This is a genomic window from Falsiroseomonas oryziterrae, assembly GCF_021864505.1.
Lineage (GTDB): Bacteria > Pseudomonadota > Alphaproteobacteria > Acetobacterales > Acetobacteraceae > Falsiroseomonas > Falsiroseomonas oryziterrae.
Genome location: NZ_JAKJIB010000001.1, coordinates 1 through 15,045, shown reverse-complemented (window position 1 = coordinate 15,045; position 15,045 = coordinate 1). Strand labels below are relative to the sequence as shown.

9 protein-coding genes are annotated in these 15,045 nt (G+C 72.6%); 7 read left to right on the top strand and 2 right to left on the bottom strand.

The annotated features are described in order from the left end of the window. Nucleotides 1-29: 29 nt before the first annotated feature. Both L2I40_RS00045 and pbpC read left to right on the top strand, forming a co-directional pair. Nucleotides 30-5,192 carry an alpha-2-macroglobulin family protein gene (locus L2I40_RS00045; protein WP_237212801.1) on the top strand — a complete coding sequence of 1,721 codons (5,163 nt, stop codon included), beginning with the start codon at nt 30-32 and terminating at the stop codon, nt 5,190-5,192. A gap of 5 nt (nt 5,193-5,197) precedes the next feature. After that, a complete protein-coding gene (pbpC, locus tag L2I40_RS00040) occupies nt 5,198-7,156 on the top strand; it encodes a penicillin-binding protein 1C (RefSeq protein WP_237212800.1) in 1,959 nt (652 codons plus the stop codon). Here pbpC and L2I40_RS00035 read toward each other — a convergent pair. Continuing rightward, nucleotides 7,143-7,865 carry an RluA family pseudouridine synthase gene (locus tag L2I40_RS00035; RefSeq protein ID WP_237212799.1) on the bottom strand — a complete coding sequence of 241 codons (723 nt, stop codon included), beginning with the start codon at nt 7,863-7,865 and terminating at the stop codon, nt 7,143-7,145. The two genes, pbpC and L2I40_RS00035, sit on opposite strands and share 14 nt — an antisense overlap. On the opposite strand from L2I40_RS00035, the gene L2I40_RS00030 reads away from it, so the two are divergent. Then, nucleotides 7,864-8,766 (top strand): PfkB family carbohydrate kinase, encoded by a 903-nt coding sequence (locus L2I40_RS00030; RefSeq protein WP_237212798.1) that lies wholly within the window; start codon nt 7,864-7,866, stop codon nt 8,764-8,766. The genes L2I40_RS00035 and L2I40_RS00030 overlap by 2 nt on opposite strands. Before the next feature lies 1 nt (nt 8,767). Here the strand turns inward: L2I40_RS00030 and L2I40_RS00025 are convergent, their stop codons facing one another. Beyond that, the gene (locus tag L2I40_RS00025) at nt 8,768-9,634 is read right to left on the bottom strand and encodes a branched-chain amino acid aminotransferase (RefSeq protein WP_237212797.1); all 867 of its coding nucleotides are present in this window, start codon (nt 9,632-9,634) and stop codon (nt 8,768-8,770) included. A 1,482-nt stretch (nt 9,635-11,116) separates the two neighbouring features. On the opposite strand from L2I40_RS00025, the gene L2I40_RS00020 reads away from it, so the two are divergent. From L2I40_RS00020 to L2I40_RS00005, 4 genes are all read left to right on the top strand, one after another. Then, nucleotides 11,117-12,115 carry an Ldh family oxidoreductase gene (locus L2I40_RS00020; protein WP_237212796.1) on the top strand — a complete coding sequence of 333 codons (999 nt, stop codon included), beginning with the start codon at nt 11,117-11,119 and terminating at the stop codon, nt 12,113-12,115. Beyond that, entirely contained in the window at nt 12,112-12,861 is a 750-nt protein-coding gene (locus tag L2I40_RS00015; RefSeq protein ID WP_237212795.1) for a TrmH family RNA methyltransferase, read from the top strand. The genes L2I40_RS00020 and L2I40_RS00015 overlap by 4 nt, the downstream gene beginning before the upstream one ends. Nucleotides 12,862-12,932: 71 nt before the next feature. After that, the gene (locus L2I40_RS00010) at nt 12,933-13,925 is read left to right on the top strand and encodes a Bug family tripartite tricarboxylate transporter substrate binding protein (RefSeq protein WP_237212794.1); all 993 of its coding nucleotides are present in this window, start codon (nt 12,933-12,935) and stop codon (nt 13,923-13,925) included. A gap of 47 nt (nt 13,926-13,972) precedes the next feature. Next, the coding region (locus L2I40_RS00005) for a flavin monoamine oxidase family protein (protein ID WP_237212793.1) at nt 13,973-15,045 on the top strand (1,073 nt) is incomplete at its 3' end.

The window sequence follows — 15,045 nt, the reverse complement described above, 5'->3', positions numbered from 1 at the left end:
CATGCTCGCCCCCGCTTGGGGATCTCGCCATGCCGCGCCTCGTTCCGCTCCTGCTCGTCCTTCTCGGCCTACTCTTCGCCGTCCCGGCAACCGCCTTCGAGCTGCCCGGGCTCGAGAATGACGCGCTCTCCTACGAAGCCCAGCTGAGCCGCCGCTTTCCCGCCGGCGCCACGCCGCAGCAGCGGACCGCCGCCGAGACGCGGGCGCGCGCGGCGCAGCAGCGCGGCGATTGGGGCGCTGCTGCCGCGGCCTGGGAGGAGCGTGTCGGAGCCGGTCAGGCGAGTGCCGATCATTGGCTCGCCCTGGCAGATGCGCAGCTGCGCCGCACGCCGCCCGAGCCGGCGCGCGCCCTGCAGGCAAGCTGGCGCGCCTTCATGCTCGTTCCGGGCGGCGTGCCGGAGATCCCGTCGCTGCTTCTGATGGCGGAGGCCCTCCGGCGCCTCGACCAGCCGATCTGGCAGATCCAGGCGCTGGAGGCCGTCGTCCAGCGTGCACCGGAGGAGACGCGTCATCGGGAGGCGCTGGCCAGCGCCCGTCGTGCTGCCGGGCTGCTCGTGCGCCAGCTTCGGACGGAGCCGGATGCGGAGCCGGCGCGCGCCTGCCTCGTCTTCACCTCGGCGCCGGCGCGCCGGACGGATTGGCAGCCGCGGGACTGGATCCATGCCGAGCCTCCGCTGCCCGGTCTCGCGGTCACGAAGGAAGGCGACCAGATCTGCGTGGCGGGTCTGCCTTGGGGCCGCTCGACGCGCATGATCCTGCGCGCCGGACTGCCGGGCGAGGACGGTCTGCGGGTCATCCGCGACACCGCGGTCAACGTCGCGATGCCGAACCGCGCGCCGCGGATCATCTTCGACAGCCGGACCTTCATCCTTCCGCGCGGTCAGCAGCCACGCCTGACGGTTGCGACCGTCAACGTCACGCAGATGTCGCTCCGGCTGATGCGGGTCACGGAGCGCAATCTTGTCGGCTTGACGCGCGACTGGCGGCCGGGCGAGCGGATGGACAGCTGGCTCGCCTCCGGCATCGCCGAGGACAGCGGACGCCTCGTCTGGGAAGGCCGGGCGGAGCTCGGCCCAGGCGAGCCGAACCGGCTGGCTCGGCAGGCTCTGCCGCTGCCGGACGCGCTGCTCACAGCCGGGACCGGCATGTACGTGCTGCTTGCGGCGCCCGCGGACGGAAGCCGCGCTCGGTTCAACGCCGAGGCCGCGGTGGCCGTCATGGTCACTGATCTCGGCGTCACGGCCTGGCGCGGCAACGGCCTGGCGGCGCAGGTTCGGGGCTTCTCCGATGCCCGGCCGCGCCAGGGCGTGCGCGTCGCGCTGCTGGCCCGCAACAACGACATCCTGGCAGAGGCGACTTCCGACGGCGACGGGCTGGTGCGCTTCGCCCCCGCCCTCTTGCGCGGCCAGGGGGCGCTCGCCCCACAGGCGCTGCACGCCTTCGTCGGCGATGACTTCGCCGCGCTCGACCTCGAGACGGCCGCTTTCGATCTGTCAGACCGCGGCGCGGCGGGACAGCCGCAGCCGGGGCCGCTCGACGCCTTCGTCTGGCTCGATCGCGGCATCTACCGTCCCGGCGAGACCGTGCAGATCTCGGCGCTGCTGCGCGATGCGGCCGGACAGCCCGCGGAGATTCCGGCGCGCCTGCGGATCCTCAGGCCGAACGGCCAGGTGTTCTGGCAGGGCGTGCCGGATCGGCTCGGCGGCGCGGCCTTCACCACGCCCATCCGCCTCTCGGCTGGCGCGCAGGCGGGCATGTGGACCGCCGACGTGCTGGCCGATCCCGATGCGCCGCCCATCGGCACGGTGACCTTCCGCGTGGACGCGTTCGTGCCCGAACGTCTGGAGGTGACCGCCGGGCCCGTCCAGGGCCCCCTGATCGCAGGGCAGCCGCTCGAAGTTCCGATCGCCACGCGCTTTCTCTATGGCGCACCTGGCGCAGGGCTGACGGGCAACGCCGAACTGCGGCTCGTCGTCGAGCCCGAGCCTTTCGAAGCCTGGCGCGGTTGGCGCTTCGGCCTCGCCGATGAGAGCTTCTCGCCGGAACTCCAGGGCATCGCGATCCCGGAGACCGACGCACAGGGGCGCAGCACGCTCGTGCTGAACCTGCCCCGGGTCCCGGACACCACGCGACCGCTCCGTGCGGAGCTGAGCATCCTGATGGAGGAGCCGGGCGGCCGGCCGAGCGGCACGCGTCTCGCGTTCCCCGTGCGTGCGCCCGGCACCCTGCTTGCCATCCGCCCGGCCTTTGGCGGCGGGGCCGTGGATGCGAATGCGGAGGCTGCCTTCGACATCGCTGCGGTCGGTCCGGACGGCGCGGCGATCCAGGCCGATCTTCGCCTGCGTCTCGTGCGCGAGCGACCCGACTGGCGGATCGTGATCCGCGAGCGCGTGGCGCGCTACGAGACGGTCTGGCGCGACGAACCCGTCGACAGCACGGAGCTCCGCGTCGCCCCCGGCGCGCCCGCGCGCTTTGCGCGCAGTCTGCCCTTCGGTCGCTACCGCATCGAGGTGACGGAACCGAACGGGCTTGCGATCGCCTCCTACCGCTTCCGCTCCGGCTGGGCCGGCGCCGACTCGCCGGAGGTGCCGGATCGCGTCGATCTTGCGACGGAGCGCCGCGACTACCGCGCGGGCGAGACGGCGCGGATCCGCGTGACGCCGCCCTTCGCCGGTCGTGCGAGCGTCGCCGTCCTGACCGACCGCGTGTTGTCGCTGCGCGAGGTCGAGATCCCCGAGGCAGGAACCGAGATCGAGGTCCCGGTGGACGCGGCCTGGGGCCCTGGCGCGCATGTCGCGGTCACGGTGTTCCGCGCGGGCCAGTCGCCGGCGGGCCGCCCCGCCCGCGCCCTGGGGCTCGCCTGGATCGGGCTCGATCCCGCACGGCGCCGCATGGAGGTCGCGATCGACGCCCCCGACCTCGCGCGGCCGCGCACGCGCGTCGAGGTCCCCGTGCGGCTTGCCGGCGCGCCCCCAGGCCCGGCGATGCTCACGCTGGCAGCGGTGGACGAGGGCATCCTGCGCATCACTGGCTTCCGGTCACCCGATCCGGTTGCGCATTTCCTGGCGCGCCGACGGCTCGGCGTCGACATCCGCGACGATTACGGCCGCCTGATCGCGCCGGCCGAGGGCGAGGCGGCGGTGCTGCGCCAGGGTGGCGATGAAGCGGGAGGCCTGCTCGAGATTCCGCAGCGCCTCGTTGCGCTGTTCAGCGGCGTCGTGCTGGTCGGCCCGGACGGCGTTGCGCGCGTGCCGCTCGACCTGCCCGACTTCGCCGGCGAGCTGCGCCTGATGGTCGTCGCGTGGAGCGGCGCGAATGTGGGATCGGCCTCCCGGCCCATGACCGTGCGCGAGCCGATCGTCGCGGAAGCCATGATGCCGCGCTTCCTGGCGCCGGGCGACGAGGCACGCCTGCCGCTGCTGCTGCACAACATCGAGCTTCCCGCCGGCGAGATCGTCGCCACGCTCACGGCCACTGGCGCCGTCGAAATCGCCGGACCCTCAAGGGTCGTGCAAACCCTCGCGACCGGTGCCCGCGCCATGCCGGCCACCACGCTGCGGGCGACCGTGGCGGGCGAGGGTGTCCTGCGCCTTGCCGTCACGGGGCCGGGCGGGTTCAGCACCGAGCGCGAGACGCACATCGCGGTCCGCTCGTCCCGCGCGCCGATGACGGAGGTGGCGATCCGGACGCTTGCGCCGAACGAGACTGCTCCGGTGCCTTTGCCCGCGGATCGCTTCATCGCCGGCACCTGGAGTGCGCGCGCGACCTGGGGCGCACCGGTCCGCTACGACCCCGGCGGCATGCTCGCCGCGCTCAAGCGCTTTCCCCTGGATTGCCTCGAGCAGGCGGCATCGCGTGTCCTCGGCCTCGCCTTCGCGCCGCTGAACCCCGACCTTGCGCAGGAAGATGCGGCCATGCTCGGCCAGGCGATCACCTCGGTGCTCGACCGCCAGCGCTTCGACGGCCGCTTCGGCTTCTGGAGCGCCGAGGGACAGGTGCAGGAGTGGGCCAGCCTGTACGCCACCGAGGCGCTCCTTCGTGCCCGCGCCGCCGGCGCGGCGGTGCCCGAGGCGGCGCTCAACGAGGCACTGCGCGCGGCTGAGGAGGGCCTCGAACGCGACGCGCGGGATCCCGAGCAGCGCGCGCTGCTGGCCTATCGCGTCCATGTGCTGGCCCTGGCAGGCCGCAACCGCCTGGGCGCTGCACGCCGCTTGGCGGAGGATGTGGAGGCGTTGCCGACGCCACTGGCGCGCGCGCAGCTCGCGGCCGCCTTCGCGCGCGCGGGCGACCGCGCGCGGGCGGAGCAGATCTTCGCCGCCGCACTGGCCAATACGGCGCGCAGCGGCTGGATCGACTTCGGCAGCGTGTCGCGCGATCTGCTCGCCATCGCCGTGTTGCTGCGCGAGAGCGGTGTCGCGCAGGACCAGCTGCCGAATTTGCTCGGTCGGCTCCCTGGCGCCGACTTCAGCCCCGCCATGGCGAATACGCAGGAGCAGGCCTGGGCCATCGTGGCGGCGACGCTGCTGGGACGGGACGGCCGCCCGGTGCGCGTGACTCTCGACGGTCGCGACCTGCCCGTGTCGCCGGTGGTCGGCGCGGCGCTGGGCGCGCCGGGGCGTGCGACCAATCGTGGCGAAGCGTCGCTCATGCAGGCCGTTGCCATCACGGGCGTGCCGACCTCGCCCTTGCCAGCAGCGGCGCAGGGCCTGCGCGTTGCACGCCGATTCTTCGCGACGGATGGGAGCGCGCTCGATCTCGATCGCGTGCGCGCAGGCACCGACTTCGTGCTTCTTCTCGAGGTGCGCGCCCTGACCAACGAGCGCCATCAGGCGATGGTCATGCAAGGCCTGCCCGCCGGCTGGGAGATCACCGGGCGGCTGCCGCCAGGGGAGGTGCAGGGGATGCCGTGGCTCGGCGTGCTCAGCGAGCCGGATGCGCAGCCGGCGCGTGACGACCGCTTCGCCGCGGCGGTGACGTTGACGCCGCAGGAGCCGTTGACGCGGCTTGCCGTTCGTCTGCGCGCCGTGACGCCTGGCCGTTTCGAACTGCCAGGCATGGAGGCTTCGGACATGTACCGGCCCGGTGTCTTCGCACGCCAGAACAGTGGCCGCATCGTGGTCTACGCCGAGGGCGAGCCGATGCCCGCTGCGCCGGCGCCTCCGCCGCCTGCGCGTCCCCAGGCGCCGCGCTGACGCCGATGCGGCGACACTGCGGCATCGCCCTGCTGCTTGTCGTCCTGCTCGGCGCGACGGCAGCGACGCTCGACCGGCTGCTGCCGCCGGATCTGTCGCGCTACCGCGCGATCGGCATCGAGGTGCTGGACCGCGAGGGGCGCGTGCTGTCGGTGCTGCCGGCCGCGGAAGGCATGTGGCGGCTGCGCACCGACGCCGCGGATGTCCCGCCGCATCTCGTCGCCATGCTGCTGGCTGCCGAGGATCGCCGTTTCCGTCGGCACCCGGGCGTGGATCCGCTCGCCCTCGCGCGCGCGGCGGTGCAATGGGCGCGCGCCGGACGGGTCGTCTCGGGCGGCTCGACCATCACCATGCAGGTGGCGCGGCTTCTTGATCCGCGACCTCGGACCCTGCGCAGCAAGGCGGTCGAGATCCTGCGGGCGGTGCAGCTCGAGGTCCGCTTCTCCAAGGACGAGATCCTGGGCATGTGGCTGACCCTGGCGCCGCAGGGCGGCAACCTCGAAGGGCTGCGGGCCGGCTCGCTGGCCTGGTTCGGCCGGGCGCCTGCGACCCTGGACGCCGCCGAGTCCGCCCTGCTCGTCGCACTCGCCCGCCGCCCCGAGGCGTTGCGGCCCGACCGCCACGCCGTCGCCGCCCGCTACGCCAGGGACTCCGTCCTGCTTTCGCGGGCGGTCGGCGCGGGTGACGTGAATCCGCAGGAGCGGGCGGCCGCGCTGGTGACCGACGTGCCGCGGCAGCGGCAGCCGATGCCGCGCCTTGCCCCGCACCTCGCGCGCGATCTCGCGCGCGGCGCCACGCCCGGAAGCCGGATCACGACGACACTCGACCGCGACCTCCAGCGTGCCGCCGAGCGCCTGGCGGAGGACGCGGTGCGCGCGCTGCCCGATCGTGCCGCCCTCGCCCTCGTCATCGCGGAGACGGAGACGCGCCAGGTCCGGGCGCTTGTCGGCGGCGCCTTCGGGGACATCCCCCGCGCCGGGTCTCTCGACCTCACGCGGGCCGTGCGTTCGCCGGGGTCGGCGCTCAAGCCCTTCATCTATGCCCTGGCCTTCGAGGAGGGGATCGTGCGGCCGGATAGCGTTCTGGCGGACCTGCCGCTCCGATTCGGCGGCTATGCGCCGGAGAATTTCGACCGTTCCTTCGCGGGCCGGATCACCGCCGCCGATGCGCTGCGCCAGTCGCTCAACCTGCCCGCCGTGGCCCTGCTGAACGAGCTTGGCGCGCTGCGCTTCGCTGGTTTCCTGAAGGCGGCCGGCACGCCGCCGCGCCTGCCGGCGGGCGCCGAGCCGTCTCTCCCGCTGGCGCTCGGTGGCGCCGGGATGACGTTGCGCAGCATGGTCTCGCTCTACGCGATGCTGGGCGATGCAGGCCGGGCCGCTCCGCTTCTCGTCGTGCCCGGTGAGATCGAACGGCAACCCGTGCTCGCGCCACGCGCTGCTTCCCAGGCCGCTGCCTTGCTCGTGCAGCCCTTCCCGGCCGGCGGGCGGGCGGGCGTGGCCTGGAAGACCGGCACCAGCTGGGCCGGGCGCGACGCCTGGGCCTTCGGCCTGGATGCGCGGCACGTCGCGGGCGTCTGGATCGGTCGGCCCGACGGCACGCCGCTGCCCGGCGCGACCGGCCGCGCGCTCGCGCTTCCCGTGCTGGCGCGGAGCTTCGCCCTGCTGCCGGCTGCGCCGCGCGAGCCCGCCCTGGTTCGCGCCGCGCCGACACAGCCGGCCGAAAGCACCGATCGGCTGCGGCTTCTCTTCCCGATGCCTGGCGCCCTTCTGACGGAGGGCGGCCCGGTGACGATTCGCGCCGCCGGCGGGCGCCGGCCACTCAGCTTCCTGGTGGACGGCCGACCGCTCGAGGTCGAGCGGGCGCGGCGCGAGGCGGCCTGGACGCCGCCCGGTCCAGGCTTCTACCGCATCACGGTGCTGGACGCGGACGGCGTGGCCGCCCGTGCGGAGCTCAGGGTGCGCTGAGGCCGTCCACGGCCGGGCGCATGTGCTCCGGAACCGGCGCGACCACGCTGATCGAGAGGTCGGGCAGGCCGACTTGCCGCGCGAGCAGGTGCAGCGGACCGCTGCCGCCGCCATACATCGCATCGCCCAGGATCGGCGTGCCGAGATGCGCGCAGTGCACGCGCAACTGGTGCGTCCGGCCGGTCTCCGGTCGCAACTCCAGGAGGGCCAATCCGCTCCCGCGGCCCAGCACGCGCCATGCCGTGCGGGCGGGATCGCCTGCGTCATGTGTTTCCATCCGCCAGCCGCGCGCGGCGCTGCTGACCTTGCGCAGCGGCGCCTCGATCACGCCGGCCTCTGCCTTGGGGGCGCCGCGCACGACCGCCCAGTACAGCTTCTCGACCCGGCGCTCCGCAAAAAGCCCATGCAGCCGTGCGAGCATCGGCGCGGTCCGGCCGAGCACGAGGCACCCGGCCGTGTCGGCGTCGAGCCGGTGCGCCGGCTGCGGGTCGCGCCGCTTGCCGAGCCGCAGGGCGGGAAGCCAGGCGTCGAGGCTGGGGCCGCTGCGGGCCGAGACCGCAAGACCCGTCGGCTTGTCCAGCACGAGGACCTCGGCGTCCATGTGCAGGATCCGCGCCTTCAGCCAATCGGGCAGCGGCGCCTCATGCGCGCGGCCCGGCGCGAGACTTCCTTTGCGCGGCCCGGCGGCTGCGGGCACCCTGCGACGCATGGCTCCGGATCTCCGCCCCGTCATCGTCTGCCTCGGCAGCGTCGTCATGGACCATACCTTCCATGTGGACGACATCGTCCAGCCGCCATCCAAGAACCGGGCGCGGAGCTATGCGCTCGGAGCCGGCGGGCTGGCAGCCAATGCTTCCATCGCCGTCTCCCGCCTCGGCGGCAACTGCATCTTCTGGGGACGGGTGGGGGACGACCTGAACGGCAGGCCGCTACTGGCGGCTCTCGCCGAGCAGGGCGTGGACGTTTCCCACTGTCACATGGCGCCCGGCGGGCGCACGCCCGTCTCGGCCGTGCTGGTCGACCCGCAGGGCGAGCGGAGCATCTACAGCTACCGTGGCGAGAATCTCGGCACCGATCCCGCCTGGCTGCCTCTGCACCTGATCGAATCCGCGCAGTGCGTCCTGTGCGACCCGCGCTGGCCCGAAGGCGCGGCGAGCGTTCTGGACCGCGCTCGGGCGAAGGGCGTGCCGACGGTCATCGATGGCGAGAAGACGGAGACAAGGATCCTGCTCGACCTGATCCCGCGGGTGGACCACGCGGTGTTCTCCGTGCCTGGCCTCGGCAACTACGCGCCAGGCCTGAAGCCCGCCGAGGCGTTGCGGAAGGCGCTCGCAGCCGGTTGCAGGGTCGCTGCCGTCACCCAGGGGGAGAAGGGCACGTTGTGGATGACGGCGGATGATCCGACGCCGCGCCGCACGCCTGCCTTCCGCGTTCAGGCGACGAACACCACCGGCGCCGGCGACGTTTTCCATGGCGCATACGCCTTGGCGATTGCCGAAGGGCAGCCGATCGAGGCCGTGATGCGCTTCGCCTCGGCCGCCGGCGCGCTCCGCGCCCGCGACGGCGCGACGCCGACGCGTGCGATGGTGGAGGAACTGCTGCGCGCGTGAGTCAGGCGGCCTTGGGCAGGATGCGCCAATGCGCCTCCGCCCAGGTGAAGTAGAGCTCGCGTGCTTGCCGCGCGAGCGGGCCCGGCTGCAGCGCGCGTCCGTTGTAGTTCGTGCAGGGCTGCACCTTCGCGTAGTTGCCCGTCGAGAAGATCTCGTCGGCGGTGTCCAACTCGTCCGGCTTCACCGCGCGTTCCTCGACGGGGACCCCCGCGCCGCGCAGCAGGGCGAGCACACGCTGGCGGGTGATGCCGTTCAGGAATGTGCCGTTGACCGCAGGCGTCACCACGACGCCATCCTTGGCGAACATCAGGTTCGCGCTCGCGAACTCCGCCACGTTGCCGAGCGCGTCGCAGATCACGGCGTTGTCGAACCCCCGTTCCGCGGCCCAGGCGGTTGCCCGCGCGCCGTTCGGGTAGAGGCACGATGCCTTCGCGTCCGTCGGCGCCATGTCGGGCGCGGGGCGCCGGAACGGCGCAAGACAGGCCGAGAAGCCGGCGAAGCCCGGCAGCGGGCTGTCGTAGATCGCCAGCACGAAATCGGTGCTGTCGGGATCCGGCCGGGCCGCGCCGAGGCCCTTTCGGACGAAGAACATCGGCCGGATGTAGAGCGTCGCGTCGGGGCCCATCCGGCGGATGCCCTCGCGGCACAGGGCTTCGATCTCCTCGGCCGTCTTCGTCGGCTTCATGAGCATCTTGCGAGCGCTCTCGACGCAGCGCGCGGAGTGGCGGTCGAGATCCGGTGCAACGCCCTTGATGCTGCGCCCGCCGTCGAAGATGACCGATCCCAACCAGAAGGCGTGGTCCATCGGCCCGGTGAGCTTCGGTTCCTCCGAGGTCCACTCGCCGCCATACCAGTAGACGCCGGCCATTCGTCTCGCCCCGATCAGGTGTCTGCACTCTTCAAAGCATGGCTGCGCACACGATTGAAGGGGCGCGGCGCGGCCCGCCTCATGACGCCCGAGCGCCACTGCTCCGACGGCATCGCTTGGGAGAGCATCGCGGCATGCGGGAGCGGGTTGGCCTCGAAGGGGCCACTGCCGGCGCAGATCCTCTCCACGGAGCTGCCGACGCGTCGCCGCAGCCGAGCGAGCGTGTGATCGAAGCGGAACGTGCCACGGTAAGGCGGCATAGGGTGATGAAGAGGGCGGCGGATCAGAACGCTGCGGTCGTGCGATTTTTTTGACGCGCGTCGGGCGTGCAAGGACGAAGAGGCCTCGGGCAAGTGTAGGGAGTCGGGAATTGCGCTGGGATGGCATGCCTCAATGGCAATGCAATCGCGCATGCCGACGTGACGAAGGCTTCTCGACCCGGCTCGCGCGAGCAATTTCCTGCATCGTTCAACCGGCGTCGCGATGCGCGACGCGCTGGCTCCTCCGCAGCACGGAATACGTGCGATGAGGGCTCGGGAAACCCGCATCGGAACACGGTTCGCCACACACTCAACCGCAAGACGCGCTGCTCGCAAAATGAGACGCCTTGGACGCTAATTTCACGAATGAGTTGAAAGGGTTACCGTGTCACTCGCCGTTTCGTGATCGATAGAATCGGCTTGGCGAGACGATGGAATTTGTTATCGTGGCGATGCGGTCGATCAGCGTCGATCGCGGCTGTCCCCGCAGCCTCTGACCCCCCCGCAAAAAGCAAGAATGAGGGCGCCCATGTTCCGCCTGGCAATCATCTCCGCAGCCACTCTCCTCGCCGCGGCAGCGGCTTACGCAGCGCTACTGCCGCCGACCTGATCTCCGCCGGAGGTCGAGGTTCGCGCAGGGGAACTGCGGTGGCCTGCGTCTCGGCATGTTGATGCGCTTGACGCAGGAGCCGTCGTGATCACTGCGATCCGATGAACGGCACGGAGCCATGCCCTGCTGGATCGCCGAGCTGAGCGTTTCCGTGTGCTGACAGGTGGTCGCGTGCGCCGCGCCCGCTTTGCCCCCTGCACCGAAGGGGCGCCACACGTCCTGTAGGAACGCGTCGCAGGAACCATCCGAAGTTGCGTCGTCGCGCGACACTGCTTCTCGCAACGCAGCCGCTCGTGGGGCACGCCCACGGGCAGGCCGCATGTCCCGATCGAATCCCACGCTGCATAGTGCGGTGTCCATCTGGCGGGCTGACCGCGGCGGCGCGCTGAGCGTCAGCGGCGGCTGTGTTCGGCCAGTCCGCGGCACCCATGCCGTTGTTGGCACGCCTCGGGCGCGATATCACGACTGCGATGCAGGACGCTGACGTCATTCGCCGGCCCCGCGACGCCGGCTCCCAGGCCCCGGGCGGGGACGCCACAGGCTCGGCGTGCTTCGTGCGCGACGAGACGGACCGCCGGGCCACGCTGGTCACCGAGGCGCAGATCCGCCCAGATGCCTAGAGTGAGCCTGGCGGAAGCCGAGGCGCTCGCGCGCGACGCGCTGCTGGCTGCCGGCGCCAACCCGCAGATGGCCTCGCTGACGGCCGTCGCACTCGTGGCGGGGGAGGCGGAGGGGCAATCGGGGCATGGCCTCTCGCGCGTGCCGCAATACGCCGGTTTCCTGCGGAACGGCCGGGCCGACGGCACGGCCGAGCCGTGGATTGCCGCATCCCGCGGTGGCGCCGCGCTCGTCGATGCGCGGCACGGGCTCGCCTATCCCGCGCTTGCCCTCGCCGTCGAGGAGGCCGCGCTGCGCGCCGCCACGCATGGTGTCGCCTTCGTCGGCGTGACCAACAGCCATCACGCGGGCGCGATGGGGTTGCCGGTCGCCGCGCTCGCACGGCGCGGGCTTGTCGCACTCGCCTTCACGAACTCGCCGGCCGCCATGCCGGTGCCGGGTGGACGCCGGGCCCTGATGGGCACGAACCCGATCGCCGCCGCCTTCCCGCGCCGCGACGCCGGACCGCTGGTCGTGGACATGGCGCTGAGCGAGGTGGCGCGCGGGAAGATCATGCTCGCCGCGAAGGAAGGCCGCCCCATCCCGCCCGGCTGGGCCATCGACGCGGAGGGCAATCCCACCACGGACGCCAAGGCCGCGCTTGCCGGCGCCATGCTCGCGGCGGGAGGGACGAAGGGCGCGCTGCTAGCCCTCGTGGTGGAACTGCTGTGCTGCGCACTGACGGGCGCCGCCTTCGGGTTCGAGGCCGACAGCTTCTTCGAGGAGGCGGGCAACCGGCCCGCGCTGGGTCACGCGCTCCTGGCCGTGGATCCCGGCGCGCTCGCCGGTCGCGACCGCTTCTTCGACCGCGTCGAGACGCTGATCGAGGCGATGCTCGCCGATCCGGATGTGCGGCTTCCCGGCAGCCGCCGCGCCGAGTTGGCATCCCGCGCGATGCGCGATGGCATCGACGTGCCGGACGCCCTTCTGCGCAGCTTGCGCGACATGGCATGAGCGGCGCGCGCCAGACCGAGACGGATCGGATCGCAGGCGTATCCGCCGTTGCGGCGCTGTTTGCGAAGCGCCCGGACGCTGTCCTGCGGCTGTTCTACGTCGCTGCCCGGCGCCGCGAGGCCGGGCCACTCTGCAAGCTGATGGCCGCGACGCGCAGGCCCTATCGCGAGGTGCCGCCCGACGAACTCGCCCGGATCGCGGGCAGCGCCCATCACGGCGGCATCGTCGCCGTTGCGATTCCGCGCGAGGTGCCGGAACTGGGTGCCCCATTCCCGGCGGAACTGCTGCAGGCGCGCGTGCTGCCGGTGCTCGACGCCGTGGGGAACCCGCACAACCTCGGCGCCATCGCGCGCTCCGCCGCCTTCTTCGGCTGCAGCGGCCTGCTCCTCTCGGGCGATCCGCGCCAGGCGGGCCTGTCGGACGCGGCCTACCGGACGTCGGAAGGCGGGCTGGAACATCTCTCGCTGCATCGCGTGCCGAACCTTGCCGTCGCGCTGCGCGCCATGGCGCCCCGCTTCACGACCGTCGCGGCCGTTCCGCAGGGCGGCGTCACGCCCGAGGCTCTGCCGCGCGGCAAGCCATTCGCGTTGCTGCTCGGCAACGAGGAGGTCGGGCCGACGCCGGCCGCGGTCGCGGCCTGCGCGCATCGCGTGACGCTGGCGGGTTCCGGCCGCGTGGAAAGCCTGAATGTCTCGGTCGCCGCAGCCGTTCTCATCCACGTGCTGGAACGCCTGCCGCCTGCCTGAGGCATGGCGCTTGCAATGCTCGTGGGGGCACCGCCAGAGTGGCAGCGCCGACGAGATGATGAGGTATCACGATGCTCCGACGTCACGTGCTGCTTGGCGCCGGCGTGCTCGCGCTGCCTGGCCTTGCCCGTGCCCAGGGAACCGCGCGGCCTCTCCGCATCGTTGTTCCGTTCGTGCCCGGCGGCGCCATCGACCTGATCGGCCGGCTGCTGGCCGAACGGCTTCCGGCCCATCTTTCCGGTCAGACGGCGGTGGTGGACAACCGGGCTGGTGCGGGCGGCATGCTCGGCGCCGAGAACGTGGCGCGCAGCACGCCGGATGGCACCACGCTCGGCGTCATCGGCGTATCCGCACTCTGCGCCTTTCCCACTCTCTACGACCGCATCCCCTATGAACCGCAGCGCGACTTCACGCCGGTGACGCAGATCACCTCCGGCGTGCAACTTTGCGTCGTGAACGCCGAGACCGCGCGGCGCAACGGCTGGACCGACTTCTCCGCGATGATGCGCTGGGCCCGCGCCAATCCGGGTGGGCTGCGCGGCGGCAGTTCGGGCGCCGGCACCACAAGCCACCTGCTGATCTCCGCCCTCGGCGCGATGGGCGGGGCGGAGGTGACGCATGTGCCGTATCGCGGCGGCGCGCCGGCGTTGCAGGACATGCTGACCGGCACGGTGGACATGATGTTCGACGTGCCGACGATCCTCCTGCCGCACGTGGCGGAGGGGCGGCTGCGGGCGCTGGCCGTCTCCTCGGCCGACGAGTTTCCCCTGATCCCCGGCGTGCCCGGCATGCGCAACTTCCGCGACGTCGGGCTCGGCGACCTCGACGTGACCACCTGGAACGCGCTTATGGCGCCGAAGGACACCCCGGCGGAGATCGTCCAGCGCCAGTTCGCCGCCATCACGGCCGTGGCGCGCGAGCACGCCTTCGTCGAGCGCTTCCGCCAGATGGGTTTCCTTCCGACCACGAGCGAGAGCCCCGCCGCGCTGTCCGAGTTGATCCGTCGTGACACGCCCATCTGGCGCCGCCTCGTCGAGATCTCCGGCGCCAGGCTGACGGTGTAGCGAGGCCCGGAACCGAACCCGCGCCCCGCACCGGGCGTGACGCGCGCATGGATTGCGACATCCTTGTGATCGGTGCCGGCGCCGCCGGCATCGCCGCGGCGCGGGCCGTGCTGGACGCCGGGCGCAGCGTGCGCGTGCTGGAAGCCCGTGGACGGATCGGCGGCCGGGCCCTGACCGACCACAGCCTGGGCGTGCCCTTCGACCTCGGCGCCACCTGGCTGCATGCGGCGGACTCGAATCCGCTGGTGCCGCTCGCGGGCGAAGTCGGCATCCACCTCGTCGACAGCGACGCGGCGCGCCGCGAGATCACCTTCATCGGGGGGCGACGTATCAGCCCTGCCGAGGATGCCGCCTACGACGCGGCCTGGGCGGCCTTCGAACAGGCCATCGCGGCCCGCGCCGCGGCGCCCGGGTCGGACATTCCGGTCGCGGACGCCGCGCCGCGCGGCGGCGACTGGGATGCCACGGTCGTGGAATGGCAGGGGCCGGTCATCGCCGCTGCGCCCCTCGAGGCCATGAGCCTCCGCGATTTCCACGCGACATTGCTGTCGGGCGGCAACCGGCTTCCGGTGGGCGGCTTGGGCCGGCTTGTCGCACGCCTTGGCGAGGGGCTGCCGATATCCTGCGGCGCCGCGGTCACGCGCCTGCGCTGGTCGGGGCGCGAAGCTGTGGCGGAGGGCGACTTCGGCACGCTGCGCGCGCGCGCCGTGGTGTGCACCCTGCCGACCTCGCTGCTGGCCGCCGGCGCTATCCGCTTCGATCCGCCCTTGCCGCACGACGTGCAGCAGGCGGTGCACGACCTGCCTCTCGGCCACGCGATCAAGGTCGCGCTGCACGCCTCGGGGGAGGACCGGCTGGGCCTTCCGGATCATGCTTCCACCGACCGCCAGGTCGCACCGGGCGAAGCGCTCGTCCCGATCACCTTCTGGCCGCAGGGCCACCCCATCGCGAGCGCCTGGATCGGCGCGGGCCTCGCGCCCGCCATCGAACGCGGCGGCGCCGCTGCGGCGGAGGCGCTGCTGCGCGACGAGATCGCCGCGCGCCTCGGCACGGCGGCGCCACGCGCCTTCAGGCCCGGCGTCCTGATGTCCAGCTGGTGCGGCGATCCGCTGTCCCGCGG

What these genes read in the sequence shown, in the direction of transcription:
- L2I40_RS00025 (WP_237212797.1), bottom strand. Translation starts at nt 9,634, where the DNA reads ATGGCCGGCGTCTACTGGTATGGCGGCGAGTGGACCTCGGAGGAACCG.
- L2I40_RS00030 (WP_237212798.1), top strand. Translation starts at nt 7,864, where the DNA reads ATGGCTCCGGATCTCCGCCCCGTCATCGTCTGCCTCGGCAGCGTCGTC.
- L2I40_RS00015 (WP_237212795.1), top strand. Translation starts at nt 12,112, where the DNA reads ATGAGCGGCGCGCGCCAGACCGAGACGGATCGGATCGCAGGCGTATCC.
- L2I40_RS00035 (WP_237212799.1), bottom strand. Translation starts at nt 7,865, where the DNA reads ATGCGTCGCAGGGTGCCCGCAGCCGCCGGGCCGCGCAAAGGAAGTCTC.
- L2I40_RS00010 (WP_237212794.1), top strand. Translation starts at nt 12,933, where the DNA reads ATGCTCCGACGTCACGTGCTGCTTGGCGCCGGCGTGCTCGCGCTGCCT.
- pbpC (WP_237212800.1), top strand. Translation starts at nt 5,198, where the DNA reads ATGCGGCGACACTGCGGCATCGCCCTGCTGCTTGTCGTCCTGCTCGGC.
- L2I40_RS00045 (WP_237212801.1), top strand. Translation starts at nt 30, where the DNA reads ATGCCGCGCCTCGTTCCGCTCCTGCTCGTCCTTCTCGGCCTACTCTTC.
- L2I40_RS00020 (WP_237212796.1), top strand. Translation starts at nt 11,117, where the DNA reads ATGCCTAGAGTGAGCCTGGCGGAAGCCGAGGCGCTCGCGCGCGACGCG.